The organism is Gordonia aurantiaca (assembly GCF_039939235.1).
In the GTDB taxonomy this organism is placed as follows: domain Bacteria; phylum Actinomycetota; class Actinomycetes; order Mycobacteriales; family Mycobacteriaceae; genus Gordonia.
In genome coordinates this window covers 201,842-217,762 of the sequence record NZ_JBDUUF010000002.1, presented here as the reverse complement: position 1 = coordinate 217,762, position 15,921 = coordinate 201,842, and the positions used below count along the sequence as shown (strand labels likewise).

General features: G+C 67.7%; 14 protein-coding genes. 3 read left to right on the top strand and 11 right to left on the bottom strand.

The genetic code is table 11. The features are described 5' to 3' along the window. Positions 1-13: 13 nt before the first annotated feature. From ABFT43_RS05995 to lepA, 7 genes are all read right to left on the bottom strand, one after another. Positions 14-1,009, bottom strand: coding sequence for a sulfate/molybdate ABC transporter ATP-binding protein (locus tag ABFT43_RS05995; protein ID WP_347959462.1), 996 nt, complete (start codon positions 1,007-1,009; stop codon positions 14-16). A 1-nt stretch (position 1,010) separates the two neighbouring features. Next, positions 1,011-1,949, bottom strand: a complete 939-nt coding sequence (gene cysW, locus ABFT43_RS05990; RefSeq protein ID WP_347959461.1) for a sulfate ABC transporter permease subunit CysW — start codon at positions 1,947-1,949, stop codon at positions 1,011-1,013. Beyond that, complete coding sequence (gene cysT / locus ABFT43_RS05985) at positions 1,946-2,836, bottom strand: sulfate ABC transporter permease subunit CysT (RefSeq protein ID WP_457590103.1); 891 nt, start codon at positions 2,834-2,836, stop codon at positions 1,946-1,948. The genes cysW and cysT overlap by 4 nt, the downstream gene beginning before the upstream one ends. Then, complete coding sequence (locus ABFT43_RS05980) at positions 2,833-3,948, bottom strand: sulfate ABC transporter substrate-binding protein (protein ID WP_347959460.1); 1,116 nt, start codon at positions 3,946-3,948, stop codon at positions 2,833-2,835. The genes cysT and ABFT43_RS05980 overlap by 4 nt, the downstream gene beginning before the upstream one ends. A 458-nt stretch (positions 3,949-4,406) precedes the next feature. Continuing rightward, a complete protein-coding gene (locus ABFT43_RS05975; protein ID WP_347959459.1) occupies positions 4,407-5,309 on the bottom strand; it encodes a cation diffusion facilitator family transporter in 903 nt (300 codons plus the stop codon). Between the two features lie 13 nt (positions 5,310-5,322). Then, positions 5,323-7,374, bottom strand: coding sequence for a M3 family metallopeptidase (locus ABFT43_RS05970; protein WP_347959458.1), 2,052 nt, complete (start codon positions 7,372-7,374; stop codon positions 5,323-5,325). Between the two features lie 17 nt (positions 7,375-7,391). Continuing rightward, positions 7,392-9,287 (bottom strand): translation elongation factor 4, encoded by a 1,896-nt coding sequence (gene lepA / locus ABFT43_RS05965; RefSeq protein ID WP_457590102.1) that lies wholly within the window; start codon positions 9,285-9,287, stop codon positions 7,392-7,394. Positions 9,288-9,317: 30 nt separating this feature from the next. Here lepA and ABFT43_RS05960 point away from each other — a divergent pair, with 30 nt between their 5' ends. Both ABFT43_RS05960 and ABFT43_RS05955 read left to right on the top strand, forming a co-directional pair. Continuing rightward, positions 9,318-10,010 (top strand): alpha/beta hydrolase family protein, encoded by a 693-nt coding sequence (locus ABFT43_RS05960; protein WP_347959456.1) that lies wholly within the window; start codon positions 9,318-9,320, stop codon positions 10,008-10,010. After that, positions 10,007-10,435, top strand: coding sequence for a type II toxin-antitoxin system PemK/MazF family toxin (locus tag ABFT43_RS05955; protein WP_347959455.1), 429 nt, complete (start codon positions 10,007-10,009; stop codon positions 10,433-10,435). Before ABFT43_RS05960 ends, ABFT43_RS05955 begins: the two co-directional genes overlap by 4 nt. 8 nt (positions 10,436-10,443) lie before the next feature. Here the strand turns inward: ABFT43_RS05955 and ABFT43_RS05950 are convergent, their stop codons facing one another. From ABFT43_RS05950 to ABFT43_RS05935, 4 genes are all read right to left on the bottom strand, one after another. Further along, the gene (locus ABFT43_RS05950; protein ID WP_347959454.1) at positions 10,444-11,292 is read right to left on the bottom strand and encodes a transglutaminase family protein; all 849 of its coding nucleotides are present in this window, start codon (positions 11,290-11,292) and stop codon (positions 10,444-10,446) included. Further along, positions 11,289-12,266 (bottom strand): alpha-E domain-containing protein, encoded by a 978-nt coding sequence (locus tag ABFT43_RS05945; RefSeq protein ID WP_347959453.1) that lies wholly within the window; start codon positions 12,264-12,266, stop codon positions 11,289-11,291. The genes ABFT43_RS05950 and ABFT43_RS05945 overlap by 4 nt, the downstream gene beginning before the upstream one ends. Continuing rightward, positions 12,263-14,023, bottom strand: coding sequence for a circularly permuted type 2 ATP-grasp protein (locus ABFT43_RS05940; protein ID WP_347959452.1), 1,761 nt, complete (start codon positions 14,021-14,023; stop codon positions 12,263-12,265). The genes ABFT43_RS05945 and ABFT43_RS05940 overlap by 4 nt, the downstream gene beginning before the upstream one ends. 98 nt (positions 14,024-14,121) lie before the next feature. Beyond that, positions 14,122-15,276 (bottom strand): sulfotransferase family protein, encoded by a 1,155-nt coding sequence (locus ABFT43_RS05935; protein ID WP_347959451.1) that lies wholly within the window; start codon positions 15,274-15,276, stop codon positions 14,122-14,124. Between the two features lie 228 nt (positions 15,277-15,504). Between ABFT43_RS05935 and rpsT the strand changes: the two genes are divergently transcribed. Then, complete coding sequence (rpsT, locus tag ABFT43_RS05930) at positions 15,505-15,768, top strand: 30S ribosomal protein S20 (protein WP_347959450.1); 264 nt, start codon at positions 15,505-15,507, stop codon at positions 15,766-15,768. The last annotated feature ends 153 nt before the right edge of the window (positions 15,769-15,921 follow it).

The following is a 15,921-nucleotide window of genomic DNA, read 5'->3' as shown; positions in this document are numbered from 1 at the left end:
GGAGAAACGGCGCTCAGATCCCGTCCAGCGCGGCCACCTTCGTGGCCCGTGCGTACACGGTCTCGCCGGGCTGCAGGTTCAGCGCGTTCTGGTCGCCGCGGGTGATCTGCGCGGCGAACTCCTCGCCGGTGGACGCCGACACGAGTTCGACGCGGGTCTCGAAACCGAGGTTGACCACGCGCTGCACGGTGGCCCGGATGATGCCGACGTCGAGCGAGGGATCGCTGGTCGGCGAAGCCATCTCCGGGGTGCGGCCGATCCGGATGTCGTGCGGGCGCACGAGCTCTCCGTTGAGGCGCACGGTCGACCCGAGGAAGGACGCGACGAACTCGTTGGCCGGACGGTCGTAGAGATCGTCGGGCGTGCCGACCTGTTCGATGCGGCCCTTGTTCAGCACCGCGATCCGGTCACTGACGTCGAGCGCCTCCTGCTGGTCGTGGGTGACCAGCACCGTGGTGACGTGCACCTCGTCGTGCAGACGACGAAGCCAGCGGCGCAAGTCATCTCGCACCTTGGCGTCGAGCGCGCCGAACGGCTCGTCGAGCAGCAGCACCTTCGGGTCGACGGCGAGCGCGCGGGCGAGCGCCATGCGCTGGCGCTGACCGCCGGACAGCTGCGCCGGGAAACGCTTCTGGAAGACGGTGAGGCCGACGACGTCGAGCAACTGGTCGACCTTGGCGTCGACCTCCTTTTTCGGCCGCTTGCGGATCTTGAGGCCAAAGGCGATGTTCTCGCGCACGGTCAGGTGCTTGAACGCGGCGTAGTGCTGGAACACGAAACCGATGTCGCGCTTCTGCGGCGACTTGTTCGACACATCGGTCTCGTTGATGATGACCGTGCCCGAGTCCAGGGTGTCGAGACCGGCGATCGCCCGCAGCAGCGTGGACTTGCCGGAGCCCGAGGGTCCCAGCAGCGAGGTCAGCTGCCCGTCCGGGATCTCGATGGAGACGTTGTCGAGGGCGGCGAAGTCGCCGTAGCGCTTGTTCGCGCCGATGACCTTGATGGACATGTCACTCGCCTTCCTTGGGCTTGGCGTGAGAGTGGACGATCTGCTTGGCGTCGACCGATTCCGGTCCGTGCGGCGGAGTGAGCTCGGGCACGAGGACCTCGGCGTCGCCCGAGGTGGTCTCGCCGGCCTCGGCGAGGCGCGACTTGGCGCGGCGCTCGATCAGCGACATCGCCACCAGCACCAGGATCGCGACGAACATCAGCAGCGTCGCGGCCGCGTAGGCACCGAATTCGTTGTAGTCGTCGGTGTAGCGGGAGTTGACCAACAGCGTCAGGGTCTGGGAGACACCCGGGTAGTTCGACGACACCATGGTCACCGCGCCGTACTCGCCGAGCGCACGGGCGACGGTCAGGACGATGCCGTAGGTCAGGCCCCAGCGGATCGCCGGGAGGGTGACCCGCCAGAACACCTGCCACGAATTGGCGCCGAGGGTGGCCGCGGCCTCCTCCTGCTCGGTGCCGATCTCGCGCAGCACCGGCTCGACCTCGCGGGCGACGAACGGCAGGGTGACGAACAGCGTCGCCAGCACCAGGCCGGGGAACCCGAAGATGATCCGGAAGCCGAGGCTCTCGATGCCGCCGAACCAGCCACCGTAGCCCCACAGCAGGATGAGGGCGACACCCGCGACGACCGGCGACACCGCGAACGGCAGGTCCACGACCGCCTGCAGCAGGCCCTTGCCGGGGAATCGTCCACGGGCCAGCGCGAGTGCGGTGATGATGCCGAAGATGACGTTGAGCGGCACCACGATCACGACGATGAGCAGGCTGAGCTGCAGCGCGGAGATCGCCGCGGGGGTGGTGATCCACTCCCAGAACTGCACGATGCCGTGTTCGAACGAGCGGTAGAAGATCGTGCCGACCGGGACGATCAGCAGGATGAACAGGTAGACGAGTGCGACGGTGCGCAGGCCGTACCGGGTGAGCCGGGAAACCTTCATCGGTCCGCGTCCTCCCGCTTGGACTGCCAGCGCCCGACCACACGCAGCACGAGCAGCGTGACGAACGCGATCAACAGCAGCACCACCGAGATCGCGGCGGCGTCGACCGGGGCGTCGATCTCGATCTGCTGCTGGATGTACTGCGACGCGACCTGTGTGTCGCCGGGGATGTTGCCTCCGATCAGCACCACCGAGCCGAACTCGCCGATGGCGCGGGTGAACGCCAGGCCGGCGCCGGTCAGGATCGCCGGCAGCAGCGCGGGCAGGATGATCCTGCGGAAGATCGTGAGGTTGTTGGCGCCGAGCACCGACGCGGCCTCTTCGACGTCGACGTCGAGTTCGATCAGCACCGGCTGCACCTGACGGACCACGAACGGCAGCGTGACGAACGTCAGCGCGATCACCAGTGCGGGCTTGGTCGCGTTGAGCTGGATGTCGATGGGGCTGTTCGGGCCGTACAGCGACAGCAGCACCAGGCTGGCGACGATGGTCGGCAGCGCGAACGGCAGGTCGATGATCGCGTTGACGAACCCCTTGCCGGGGAAGTCATCCCGGACCAGGACCCAGGCGATCAGGGTGCCGAACACGACGTTGATGAGCGCCGCGATCACCGACACCAGGACGGTGATCCAGAGTGCGTCGACGGCGGCGGGCGCAGACACCGCCTCCCAGAAGCCGCTCCAGCCCTCCTCGAACGACTGCACCGTGATCGCCGCGAGCGGGAGCAGCACGATGAGGCTCAGCCACAACCATGCGACGCCGACGGTCAGCGGACTGACGCCCGCGAAGGTCCGTGAACGCCCGAGGAATCCGCCGGGCGGCTGCGACCCGGGAACCGGCACGCCGGCGTCCGGGGCCGTTGCGTCGACCGAGTCGGCCGTGGTCACTGCTTACCCCCTGCGTCGTAGATCCTGGTGATGGCGCCCTTCTTGCCGAAGAGGGCCTCGTCGACGGCCTTCCATCCGGTGAGGTCCTTGCCGTCGTTCTTCTCGGCGGTGCCCTCGCCGAGGACCTTTCCGATCTCGGCGATCGTCCACAGCTTCACGATCTCACCCGGGAACAGGTCCCTCGTCTGCTCGACGACCTGTGGGTCGACGGGGCGGAAGCCCTGTTCCGCCCAGATCCGCTGTGCCTCCGGGGTGAACAGGAAGTCCACGAAGGAGCGGGCGGCCGGGAGGTCCTTGGAGGTGTTGACCACCGCGACGGGGTTCTCGATCTTGAAGGTCTGCGGCGGGATCACGTACTCCACCTGGCTGTTCGGGCCCTTGCCCGCGTTGGCCTTGTCGAGCATGATCGCCTCGTTCTCATAGCTGATCAGCACATCTCCCTGCCCCTGCTCGAAGGCCGTGGTCGCCTCGCGACCCGACTTCGGGACCACCTTCACGTGGTCGCGGATGAGTTCGGCGACATAGTCCAGACCCGCCTGCATGTTCCGTCCGCCGTCGCTGACCGCGGAGAACGGGGCCAGCAGGTTCCACTTGGCCGATCCGGAGCTACCCGGGTTCGGGGTGACCACCTGGACGCCGGGCTTGAGCAGGTCGTCCCAATCGCGGATGTTCTTCGGGTTGCCCTTGCGGACGACCAGCGCGACGACCGAGCCGAACGGCGTGCTGTCGTAGGGGGCCTTCTCCTTCCAGTCCTCGTCGACCAGGCCGGCCTTCACGAGCCGGGTGATGTCGGGCTCGACGGAGAAGTTCACGACGTCGGCCGGGACGCGGCGGGCCACCTTGCGGGACTGGTCGCCGGACGCGCCGTACGACGCGGAGAACCCGATGCCCTTTCCCTCGGGGGTCGCGCGGAAGGCCGGGATGATCTCGTCGAACCCGATCTTGGGAACCGCGTAGGCGACGAGGTCGAGGTGGCGGTCCCCGCTGGAGATGTCCACTCCGCCGGGTTCGTCGGTCGATCCACCACCACATCCGGAGACGAGCACCATCGCCAGTGCCAACAAGCACACCAGCACGCCGGTGCCGCGTCGCGTGACGGAGCCAGCGCTCACTGATTCCTCCAGGAGTTTGCCGGGGCCGGTCGGGACGGGGCTGTGACCGGCGAGGACCGGATTACGCTAGCAACCGGCACGCGGGTCTGACAGTGTCCGACAACGCGCCCGGAGGTCGTGCGCACGCCCACACGCCCGGACCGCGGGCCGACCCCCGATGCCACCGCGAGACGTGGGATCCCGGCGGCGTCCGGGCAAGAGATCGGCCCATGTCGCGCGAAACCGCCGCGGGTTCGCCGCGGACATCCGACGGCCGGGCCGTCGGACCCGATGGCCTGCGTAAACACCTGTAGCACCGCACTGCTCACCTAATGCCTTCAGCCTGACCCCGACGACGAGCACCGGCAGCGGACACCGGCACCTGCCGGGGTGCGGGTTCTCCCTCGGGTCTGCCGGGAAACCGGTCGGACACCTCGCAAGAGTTGAAATCAGCGCGATCAAAACCCCGTGCGGGGCCGTCAGTCGAGCCGCCAGTCCTCGTATGCGCGCGGGTCGTTGACCGGTTCGATGTGCGTCGTGACGTTCAGGTCTGCGACCGCATCGTGGAGTTCTCCCTCGACCACCTCGGCGAGATCGTGGGCCCGCTGCACCGACCAGTCCCCCGGCACCAGCATGTGCAGCTGCACGAACCGCTCGTGCCCGGCCTCACGGGTGCGGACGTCGTGGAAGACGATTCCCTCTGCACGGTGCCGGTCGAGCACGGCGTCGATGGCGGCGCGCTGCTCGTCGGGCAGCGCCGAGTCCATGAGCCCGGCGCCCGAACGCCGCACGAGGCCGAAGCCCACGACCATGATGTTGATCGCGACCGCGATGGCGATCAGCGGGTCGAGCGGCAGCCACCCGGTCCACGCCACCAGGAACACCGCGATCACGACGCCGACGGTTGTCGCGACGTCGGTCATCAGGTGCTTGCCGTCGGCCTCGAGCGTGAGCGACCGGTGTTTGCGTCCGGCCCGGATGAGGAACAGGCCCACCGCACCGTTGAGGGCCGTGGCGCCGATCGAGATGCCCAGTCCCAGTCCGACGTCCTCGAGTTCGCGCGGATTCAGCAAGCGGTCGATCGCCGAGACCACGATGATCACCGCGGCGACGACGATCAGCACGCCCTCGAACACCGCCGAGAAGTACTCGGCCTTGGTGTGCCCGAAGTTGTGCCCGGCATCGGCGGGTTTGGCCGCCACCCGCAGCGCGACGAAGGCGCCCACGGCTGCGACGACGTTGACGATGGACTCCAGGGCGTCGGAGAGCAGGCCGACCGATCCGGTCACCCACCACGCGACGAGTTTGAGCGCGAACACCGCCACGGCCGTCGCGATGCTCAGCAACGCGAAGCGCGTGAGGTCCCGGGGCCGGGTCGTCACCGCGAGATCACTCTCAGGCCGCCAGGCCGCGGCGTCGCAGGAGCGGGTCGATCCGCGGCTTGCGGCCGATCAGCTTCTCGTGCGCGGCCAGCGGGTCGACGCTGTCGCCGCGCGAGAGGGTGGCCTCGGCGAAGCGCCGGCCGTTGTCCCGTTCCAGACCGCCCTCGGCGAGGAACCACTGCTCGGTCTCGGCGTCGAGCACCTCCGACCAGATGTAGCTGTAGTAGCCGGCCGAATAGCCGCCGCCGAACACGTGGTTGAAGTAGGTCGTCCGGTAGCGCGGCGGGATCAGGTCGGTCTTCAGTCCCGCCTCGGTCAGCGCCTTCGCCTCGAACTCCTGCACGTCGGTGACGGCCTCGGCCTCGTCGACGGTCAGCCGGTGCCAGGCGAGGTCGAGCGAGGCCGCAGCGAGGTACTCGATGGTCGCGTGTGCGGACTCTGTTCCCGCGGATTCCCTTGCCGCAGCTGCGAGTTCGGCGGGGATCGGCTCACCCGTCCGGTGGTGGACAGCGTAGTTCGCCAGCACGTCCGGGTGCAGTGCCCACATCTCGTTGACCTGCGAGGGGAACTCGACGAAGTCGCGCGGCACCGAGGTACCCGATTGCGACGGGTAGTCCACCGACGACAGCAGCCCGTGCAGCGTGTGCCCGAACTCGTGGAACAGGGTGGTGAGCTGGTCGATGGACAGCAGGCACGGCCGGCCCTCGTCGGGCTTGGGCACATTGAGGACGTTGACGATGATCGGCCGGTCACCCAGCTTCGACGACTGGTCGACGATGTTGTTCATCCACGCGCCACCGCGCTTCGACGGCCGCGCGAAGTAGTCACCGAGGTACAGGCCGATGCCGACGCCGGAGTCGTCGCGAACCTCCCACACCCGCACGTCGGGGTGGTAGACGGGAAGCCCCTCGAGCTCGACGAACTGCAGGCCGTAGAGCTTGTTGGCCGCGTAGAACACGCCGCGGGTGAGCACGGTGTCGAGTTCGCAGTAGTCGGCGAAGCCGTCGAGCGGCACAGTCGCCGTCGACCTCTTCTCCTGCTCGAGCCAGAAGGTCAGGTCGGCGGGACCGATCTCGACGTCGCCGGCGAACTCGGTGAGCCGGGTCAGCTCCCGACCGCCGGCGCGGATCGCCGACGCGTTGAGTTCACGCAGGAAGTCGTCGACCGCCGACGGGTTGGGCGCGGTCTGCTCGGCGATGACGCACTCGGCGTGGTCGCGATAACCGAGCAGTTCGGCGCGACGGGCCCGCAGGCGCACGATCTCCAGGACGAGTTCACGGGTGTCGTGCTCGTTGCCGCGGGCGCACCGGTTGACCGACGCGTCGAAGACCTTCTGCCGCACCTGGGGATTCGTCAGCTCGGCGAGAACCGACTGGCTGGTGGGCAGTTCCAGGGTGAGGAGGTATCCCGACTCGTGCCCGGCCTCGGCGGCCGCGCGCCGGGCGGCGGCGATCTGTCCGGCCGACAGCCCGTCGAGGTCGGCCTCGTCGGCGACGAACACCGCGGAGTCGTTGGTGTCGTCGAGGATCTTCTGCGAGAACGTCGTCGTGAGATATGCCAGGCGGGAGGCGATCTTGCGCATCTCCTCCTGCTCGGCCTCGCCGAGCCCGGCGCCCGCGCGCACCGCCTCCCGGTACCGTTTCTCGAGCAGCCGGCGCTGCGGCTCGGTCAGGTCCAGCTCGTCGGCGCGTTCGAAGAGCTCCTTGATCCGCGCGAGCAGCACCGGGTGCATCGCGATCGTGTTCGAATGATCGGTCAGCCGCGTCGAGAGCTCCTGGGAGATCTCGTTGCGTTTCGGGTTGGTGTCGGGCCCGATGAGGTTGAAGAAGATGCCGGACGCCCGGGCGAGGTCACGCCCGGACAGCTCCAGCGCCTCGATGGTGTTGGCGAAGGTCGGTGGGTTGGGGTCGGCCGCGATGGCCTCGACCTCTTCGAGATGCGACTCCATGGCCGCGGTGAACGCGGGCAGGAAGTCGTCGTCGGAGATCGAGGCGAAGTCGGGCAGACCGTAGGGCAGATCGCTGTGCGCCAGAACCGGATTGATCGAGCCGTCCTGCCCTGCCATACCTTCCCCTTTCGCCATCACTTCCCTTTTGGCTTGTCGCCTGCCGCGTCGGTGGACAGCGCCGCCACGAAGGCCTCCTGCGGGACGTCGACCCGGCCGATCGTCTTCATCCGCTTCTTGCCTTCCTTCTGCTTCTCGAGCAGTTTGCGCTTACGGCTGATGTCACCGCCGTAGCACTTGGCGAGCACGTCCTTGCGGATCGCACGGATGTTCTCGCGCGCGATGATCTTCGAGCCGATCGCCGCCTGCACCGGCACCTCGAACTGCTGGCGCGGGATGAGCTCCTTGAGCTTGAGCGCCATCTTGTTGCCGTAGGCATAGGCGGCGTCCTTGTGGACGATCGCGCTGAACGCGTCGACGGCCTCGCCCTGCAACAGGATGTCGACCTTGACCAGGTCGGCCTCCTGCTCGCCCGCCTCCTCGTAGTCGAGGCTGGCGTAGCCGCGGGTGCGCGACTTCAGCGAGTCGAAGAAATCGAAGATGATCTCGGCCAGCGGCATCGTGTAGCGCAGCTCGACGCGGGTCTCCGACAGGTAGTCCATGCCGCCTAGCTCGCCGCGACGCGACTGGCACAGCTCCATGATCGCGCCGATGAACTCGCTCGGAGCGATGATCGTGGTCTTCACGACCGGCTCGTAGATGTGGCGGGTCTTGCCCTCCGGCCAGTCCGACGGGTTGGTGACGACATGCTCGGAGCCGTCGTCCATCACCACGCGATAGACCACGTTGGGGGCGGTCGAGATGAGGTCGAGGTTGAACTCGCGCTCGAGACGCTCGCGGGTGATCTCCATGTGCAGCAGACCGAGGAAGCCACAGCGGAAACCGAAGCCGAGCGCCACCGACGTCTCCGGCTCGAAGGTGAGCGCGGCGTCGTTGAGCTGCAACTTCTCCAGCGCCTCACGCAGCACCGGGTAGTCCGATCCGTCCACCGGATAGAGGCCGGAGTAGACCATCGGGCGCGGTTCGCGGTAACCGGTGAGCGCTTCGGTGGCGCCGTCGCGGGCGGTGGTGACGGTGTCACCGACCTTCGACTGGCGAACGTCCTTCACACCGGTGATGAGGTAGCCGACCTCACCTACGCCGAGTCCGGCCGACGCCTTCGGCTCGGGCGACACGATGCCCACCTCGAGCAGTTCGTGGGTGGCGCCGGTCGACATCATCCGCACCTTTTCGCGCGGCACGATCTTGCCGTCGACGACGCGGACGTAGGTGACGACGCCACGGTAGGTGTCGTAGACGGAGTCGAAGATCATTGCGCGCGGCGGGGCGTCCGGGTCGCCGACGGGCGCCGGGACGCGGCGGATGACCTCGTCGAGGAGTTCACCGACGCCCACGCCGGTCTTGCCCGACACACGCAGGACGTCCTCCGGCTCGCAGCCCACGATGTGGGCGAGCTCGGCGGCGTAACGGTCGGGGTCGGCTGCGGGCAGGTCGATCTTGTTCAGGACCGGGATGATGGTGAGGTCGTTCTCCATCGCCAGGTACAGGTTGGCGAGGGTCTGCGCCTCGATGCCCTGCGCGGCGTCGACGAGCAGCACCGCACCCTCACACGCCTCGAGGGCGCGCGACACCTCGTAGGTGAAGTCGACGTGGCCGGGGGTGTCGATGAGGTGCAGGACGTAGTCCTCGCCGTCCACCTGCCAGGGCAGACGGACGTTCTGGGCCTTGATGGTGATGCCGCGCTCGCGCTCGATGTCCATGCGGTCGAGGTACTGCGCGCGCATCTGGCGCTCCTCCACGACACCGGTGAGCTGCAGCATCCGATCCGCCAACGTCGACTTGCCGTGGTCGATGTGGGCGATGATGCAGAAGTTCCGGATACGCGCCGGGTCGGTGAAGGTCTTGTCGGCGAAGGTGGGAATGGGAACTACTCCTCGTAAGACGGACACGGGCGTTGACCACCATGTTCTCATGAGCGTTGCCACCCGCGCCGAGGCGCTACCGTGACAGCCGTGTCAGCCGACCCATCGCACCGCTTCCAGGTCACCGTCACGCCCGTCGAGACCGACGACGTGGCCGCCGACGTCCACCGTCCGGACGCCCCGCCGCGCGCCACGATCGTCCTCGCCCACGGCGCAGGCGGCAACCGCGACACCGCCATCATGCGGGCGCTCGCCGACGAACTGTCCGGCCGCGGGTACGTCGTCGCCCGCATCGACCTGCCGTATCGCCGGCGCCGGCCGAAGGGTCCGCCGAGCCCGTCGACGTCACCCGCCGACCGGGACGGCATCCGGGCGGCCTGCGCGATGTTCCGCGACGAGTCCGACGGCCCGCTGTTCGTCGGCGGCCACTCCTACGGCGGACGGCAGGCGTCGATGGCGGTCGCCGAGGACGGCGGGGAACTCGCCGACGGCCTGCTGCTGACGTCGTATCCCCTGCACCCACCGGGCAAGCCCGATCGGCTGCGTATCGAGCACCTGCCGTCGATCACCGTGCCGGCGCTCGTCGTCCACGGCAGTTCCGACCCGTTCGGCACCTCGGCGGAGATGGCCGAGGCTGTCGCCCTCATCCCGGCACCGACGCGGATCGTCGATGTCGAGAAGGTCGGGCATGACCTGAATCCGAAGAAGCAGCCGACGCCGGTGCTGACCGCCGACGCGGTGGACGACTTCCTGATGAGAGAATCCCGGGCGTGACCCTGCGCCGCATCCAGCCCCGTCTCCGTTCGACCGCCGACGTCGCCCGCACGATCAGCTACACCCCGGATCTCGACGGCGACGCCGACCCGGGCGAGATCGTGTGGACGTGGGTGGCCTATGAGGACGATCCGGACCAGGGCAAGGACCGCCCTGTGCTCGTCGTCGGGCGCGACGCCAATGCCGAGACCGCCGACGACGTCCTCGGGCTCATGCTGTCGAGCAAGGATCATCACCGCGACGACGCCAACTGGCTCGCCCTCGGCACCGGCACCTGGGATTCGCAGAACCGGCCGAGTTTCGTCCGCCTCGATCGCGTGCTGGTCGTCGACGCCGACGGCATCCGCCGCGAGGGAGCCATCCTCGATCGCAAGCGGTTCGACGCGATCGCCGGGGAGCTCCGCGCGCGGTACGGCTGGCGCTAGGTGTACCGCTAGGCCAGTCGCGTGATCTCCACGATCACGTCGAGATCCTTCGCCTTGCCGCCCGTGTACACGCCCTTGAGCGGCGACACGTCCGCATAGTCACGGCCGACACCGACCGACACGTGCTGTTCGGTGATCGGGGTGTCGTTGGTCGGGTCGTAGCCCCACCAGCCGCCGGTCCACGCCTCGATCCACGCGTGGCTCTGGCCCTGGACGGTCTTGTCGATCTTGGCGTCGGGTTTGGGATGCAGATACCCGGAGACGTACCGCGCCGGGATGCCGAGTCCGCGCAGCATCAGCAGCGTGAGGTGTGCGTAGTCCTGGCAGACGCCCTTGCGTTCGTTCCACGCGTCGACCGCGGTGGTGTGCACCCCGGTCGTGCCCGGCACGTACTCCATCTCGGAGTGCACGAACCGCGAGACCGCTTCGACGGTCTCTTCCGGCGTGAGGCCCTTCGCGACCTTCTTGGCGGTGGAGATCAGCTGCCGGTTGGGCGGCACGTACTCGGTGTTGGTGAGCATCTCGTTGAAGCGGTCCACGACCTCCTCGCCCTTCAGCTCGTCCCACGACACCAGCTCGTCCTCCGGAACGCGCGGACCTGGTTCGGTCTCCACCACCGACATCCCCGTCACCTCGAGCTCGTCGTGCGGCGCGTGGAGGTCGAAGGCGGTGACCGCGGTGCCCCAGTAGTCGGTGTACCGGTAGGCGCGGGTCGCGGGAACCGTCTCGACGCGGTTGACGATCACGTTCTGCCGGGCATCGCTGCGCGGCGTGAGACGGGCCTCGTTGTACGACGACGTGACCGGGCCGTCGTACGCGAAACCCGTGGAATGGACGACCCGCAGGCGCCAGCTCACAGTTCACTCTCCTCGATGACGTGGCCATCGCTGACCCGGGCGTCGGCCCACGCGACGTACGGCGAGACATGGAAGTACTGCTTGGTGACCGCCTCGTTGACCTCGCGGCACGTGTCCTGCAGATCGACGAGCCGTTCCTGCAGACCGTCGAGCAGTTCACCGGGTTCGAGGAACTCCAGCGAGCTGCGCGCCCGGCCCAGCAGGCGCTGTGCCTCCGCACGCGCCCCCACCCGGCTCGGCCCCTTCTCCAACTGGGCGAGATTGCGTTCGGCGACGCTCAGCGCGTGAAAGATCGACCGCGGGAACAGTCGGTCGAGCAGCATGAACTCGACGACCTTCTCCGCGTCCAGCACACCGCGGTAGGTGCGCAGGAAGGTGTCGTGGCCGCCGGCCGAGACGAGCACGTTGACCCACGCGGGCGACGACGTGCGATCTCCCGCGCGCGACAACAGCATTCGAATGGTCATGTCGACCCGTTCCACCGACCGCCCCAGCAACAGGTACCGGTAGCCGTCGTCATGGCTGAGGGTCGAGTCGGCGAGACCGGCGAACATCGCGGCCCGGTTCTTGATGTACGAGAGGAACTCGTGTGGACCGAGGCGACGCGCCTTGCGCTCGGCGGCATCGAGGCCGTTGTAGGTGGTGTTGAGACACTCCCACAACTCGCTCGAGGTGACTTCTCGTGCGCCGCGGGCATTTTCGCGTGCCGCGCGGATCAGGTCGACGATCGACCCGCGGGTGTCCGCGTCGTAGGCGACCCGCTCGGTGAGCGACCAGACGTCGAGTTCCTCGTCGGTGTCGGGAGCGACGAGACCGAGCACCTGGATGACCAGGCGGGCCTGCTGGTCGACGTCGACGGTGGTGTCCTCGAGCAGCTGGTGGATCGCGACGTCGAGGATGCGGGCCATGTCGTCGGCCCGTTCGACGTAACGGCCGATCCAGTAGAGCGATTCGGCGTTGCGCGCCAGCATCATCGGGCATCACCACCCTGGTCGTCGACGACCCCCTGCTGCTGTTGCTGGGTCTGCGTGTGGATCGGGTCGGGTGCCGAGTCGGCGGGGCGCGCCGCCGCCACACCGCTCGAGGTGACGACCTTGGTGCCGGACAGCTCGCGCTCACCCTCCGAAGCGCGGCTCGCGAGCACCCAGGTGTCCTTGGAACCACCACCCTGGCTGGAGTTCACCACGAGCGACCCCTCGGGCAGCGCGACCCGGGTGAGACCGCCGGGCAACACCCACACCTTCTCACCGTCGTTGACCGCGAACGGCCGCAGGTCGACGTGCCGCGGCCGGATCACGTCGTCGACCTTGGTGGGCACGGTCGACAACTGCACCACCGGCTGGGCGATCCAGCCGCGCGGGTCGTTGCGGACCTTGCGGGCCAGCGCGTCGAGCTCGGCCTTGGTGGACTCGGGACCGAACACGATGCCGTAACCGCCCGATCCCTCAACGGGTTTCACGACGAGCTCGTCGATCCGGTCGAGGACCTCCTCACATTCCTCCGGCAGCCAGCAGCGCAGGGTGTCGACGTTCTGCAGGGTCGGCTTCTCGCCGAGGTAGTACTCGATGATCTCGGGCACGTAGGTGTAGATGAGCTTGTCGTCGCCCACACCGTTGCCGACGGCGCTGGAGATGACCACGTTGCCGGCGCGTGCCGCGTTGAGCAGACCGGCGACGCCGAGCATCGAATCCGGCCGGAACTGCAGGGGATCCAGGAAGTCGTCGTCGATGCGTCGGTAGATGACGTCGACGCGCTGTTCACCCTCGGTGGTGCGCATGTAGACGACGTTGTCGCGGCAGAACAGATCTCGACCCTCGACGAGCTCGACGCCCATGAGGCGTGCGAGCAGCGAGTGTTCGAAGTACGCCGAGTTCGCGACCCCCGGGGTGAGCACGACGATGGTCGGGTCGGCCTCGTTGAACGCCGCCGACGCACGCAGGGCCCGCAACAGATGGCTCGGGTAGTCGGCGACCGCACGCACCTTGTGCTTGGCGAACAGGTCCGGGAACACGCGCGACATCGCCCGCCGGTTCTCGAGGACGTAGGACACACCCGACGGCGACCGCAGGTTGTCCTCGAGCACGCGGAAGTCGCCGTTCTCGTCGCGGATCAGGTCGATGCCGGCCACGTGGATGCGAACCCCGTTGGGGGGACGGATGTTTGCGGCCTGGCGATGAAAGTGCTCGCACGAGTGGACGAGCCGCTTGGGCAGGACGCCGTCGCGCAGGATCTCCTGCTCGCCGTAGATGTCGTCGAGGAAGAGCTCGAGCGCCTGCACACGCTGGGTGATGCCGGCCTCGAGCTTGTTCCACTCGGAGGCCGAGATCACGCGCGGCACAATGTCCAACGGGAACGGACGTTCCTTGCCCGACAGCGAGAAGGTGACGCCCTGGTCGAGGTACGCGCGGTTCAGCGCCTCGACGCGCGCCTCGACGACATCCGATTGCTCCTCGTCGGCGAAGGCCTTGTAGATGCCGCGATACGGCGGGCGGACCTCGCCCGACGCATCGAACATCTCGTCATATGCCTTGCCGTAGGGCCCCTTTGAGTACCCGGCGAAGTTGCCGGTGAAGTTGTCGGAACCGGACTTGGCGGACTTGGCCGACGATGCGCCCTTCGCGCCACCGGATCGACCCGATGTCGTCTTTCCCGCACTCGACGTGGCGGTCTTCGCGGATGCGGACTTACGCGTCGCCTTCTTGGCGGGCGCACTGGTCGATGCCGGGGTCATAGTCAGTCATGGTGCACGAAAACTTCCCGATCGGCACGACGGTCACCGAGACGTGTCGGATATGCCACCCGATGACGTCACAGCGTCACCGTCAGGTCTCAGATCGAACGCCGGATCGCGAGGGCACGGCGGCGTGCGCGACGCACGACATTGGCCGCGCGCGTCTTGAGCGGTGGCCCGACCTTGGGCAGCGGTGCGGCGAGGACCATCTCCGCCATGGTGTCGAGCGCCACGTCGAGGACCTCGGCGTCGGAGGGCATCGGCACGTCGTCGGTTGCCCCGTCCGCGGGCACCTGGAGGTCGGCGAGATCGCCGGTCACCTGATAACCGGCCTCCCGGATGGCGGTGACCATCGTCTCGGCCTGGCCTGCGGCCCACTGGCGTTGCTTGACACCGAGACCCTGGGGCGGACCGGATTCGGCCTCGAACAGGATCTCGCCGATCACCTGCCCCTTGATGATGCGTTCGTAGCGACGCCACTCGATGGTGTCCGGCTGCAGTCGCTGGTTGAGATTGCGCAGGAACTCCGCCTGCGCGGCCGACAGCGAGCTGTTGAGACTCGGGACCGGGATGGTCAGCGGCGCCGGGTCGACGTCGATGGCGGCGAGGAACCGCTCCCACAGACCGTCGCCCTTCTCCCGGGTGCGGGGCACGGTGACGACGTGCACGCGTTCGGGGCCGACGAACCGGGCCCAGCGGGAGAGGATGCCGACGTGGTCCTGGAACTCCCAGAACGGCTCGTCCTCGACGATCGGGTCCCCGACCCGGTCGGGATCCAGGCCGCCCACCGCATTCGACTCGGCGGCGAAGGCGACCGCGTCGACGAACTCGTCGAACGACGCCCGCCGCTGGTTCTTGACGTTCTCCTGCCACACCGACGGCAGCTGGCGGGCGAGGTCGCGCACGGTCGCGACCACGTGCACCTCGTCGGCGAAGGACAGATCATCGAGCAGCTTCGCGATGTGCTCCGGCTTCGCGGTGGCGAACAGCTCGTGCGACAGCAGCGAGGTCTGCGGCCAGGCCCGCATCTGTTTCACGAGCGTCGGCCATACACCGGAGAATGCAGGGTCGGCCCAGTCGAGGTAGCGCTCCGGCTGGAGATGGACCGCCGCGTGGAAGTGGTCGGAGATGACGTTGCCGGGGTACAGCAGACCCGACGTGTCCAACGCCAGGTCACGGTTGCGCCAGAGCCGATCCTGCAGATGCGTGGTACCGGTCTTCGGCAGACCGATGTGTACGTAGACAACAGACATGATGTCTCGAGCCTAGACTTTTGTGCACGGTGATTCTTTTCGGCGTCCGGTCGGGTCCCTGCCGGATTTTGGGCTCGAAGTGCCCGGCTGGTAATGTTGTCCGCTGTTGCGGTGACACCGTGAAGTTGCTTCACGCGCCGATCATCGCGCGGGTCAGCAGGACCAACCCGGTCCGCCACCCGAACCACCAGACAGACATATCCACCAGCAACGACAGAGGTAACACGCGTGGCGAACATCAAGTCCCAGATCAAGCGCAACCGCACCAACGAGAAGAACCGGCAGCGCAACCAGTCGGTGAAGTCGGAGCTGCGTACCTCGATCCGCCACTTCCGTGAGGCCGTCGAAGCCGGTGACAAGGACAAGGCCATCGAGCTCGGCCGCTTCGCCAGCCGCAAGCTGGACAAGGCCGCCAGCAAGGGTGTCATCCACGCCAACCAGGCCGCCAACAAGAAGTCGGCGATCGCCCTCGCGGTCAACAAGCTCGGCTGACACTCCCCGACCCGCGGGTCGACCCCACGGCGCGACGCGCCGTCACATGTTCATACTCTCGATCACCCCGGCAGCATCCACGCGGTTGCCGGGGTGATCGTCGTCGGGCGTCGGTGTCGTCGGCGGATCCCGACCCGCCGATCTCCCACCACC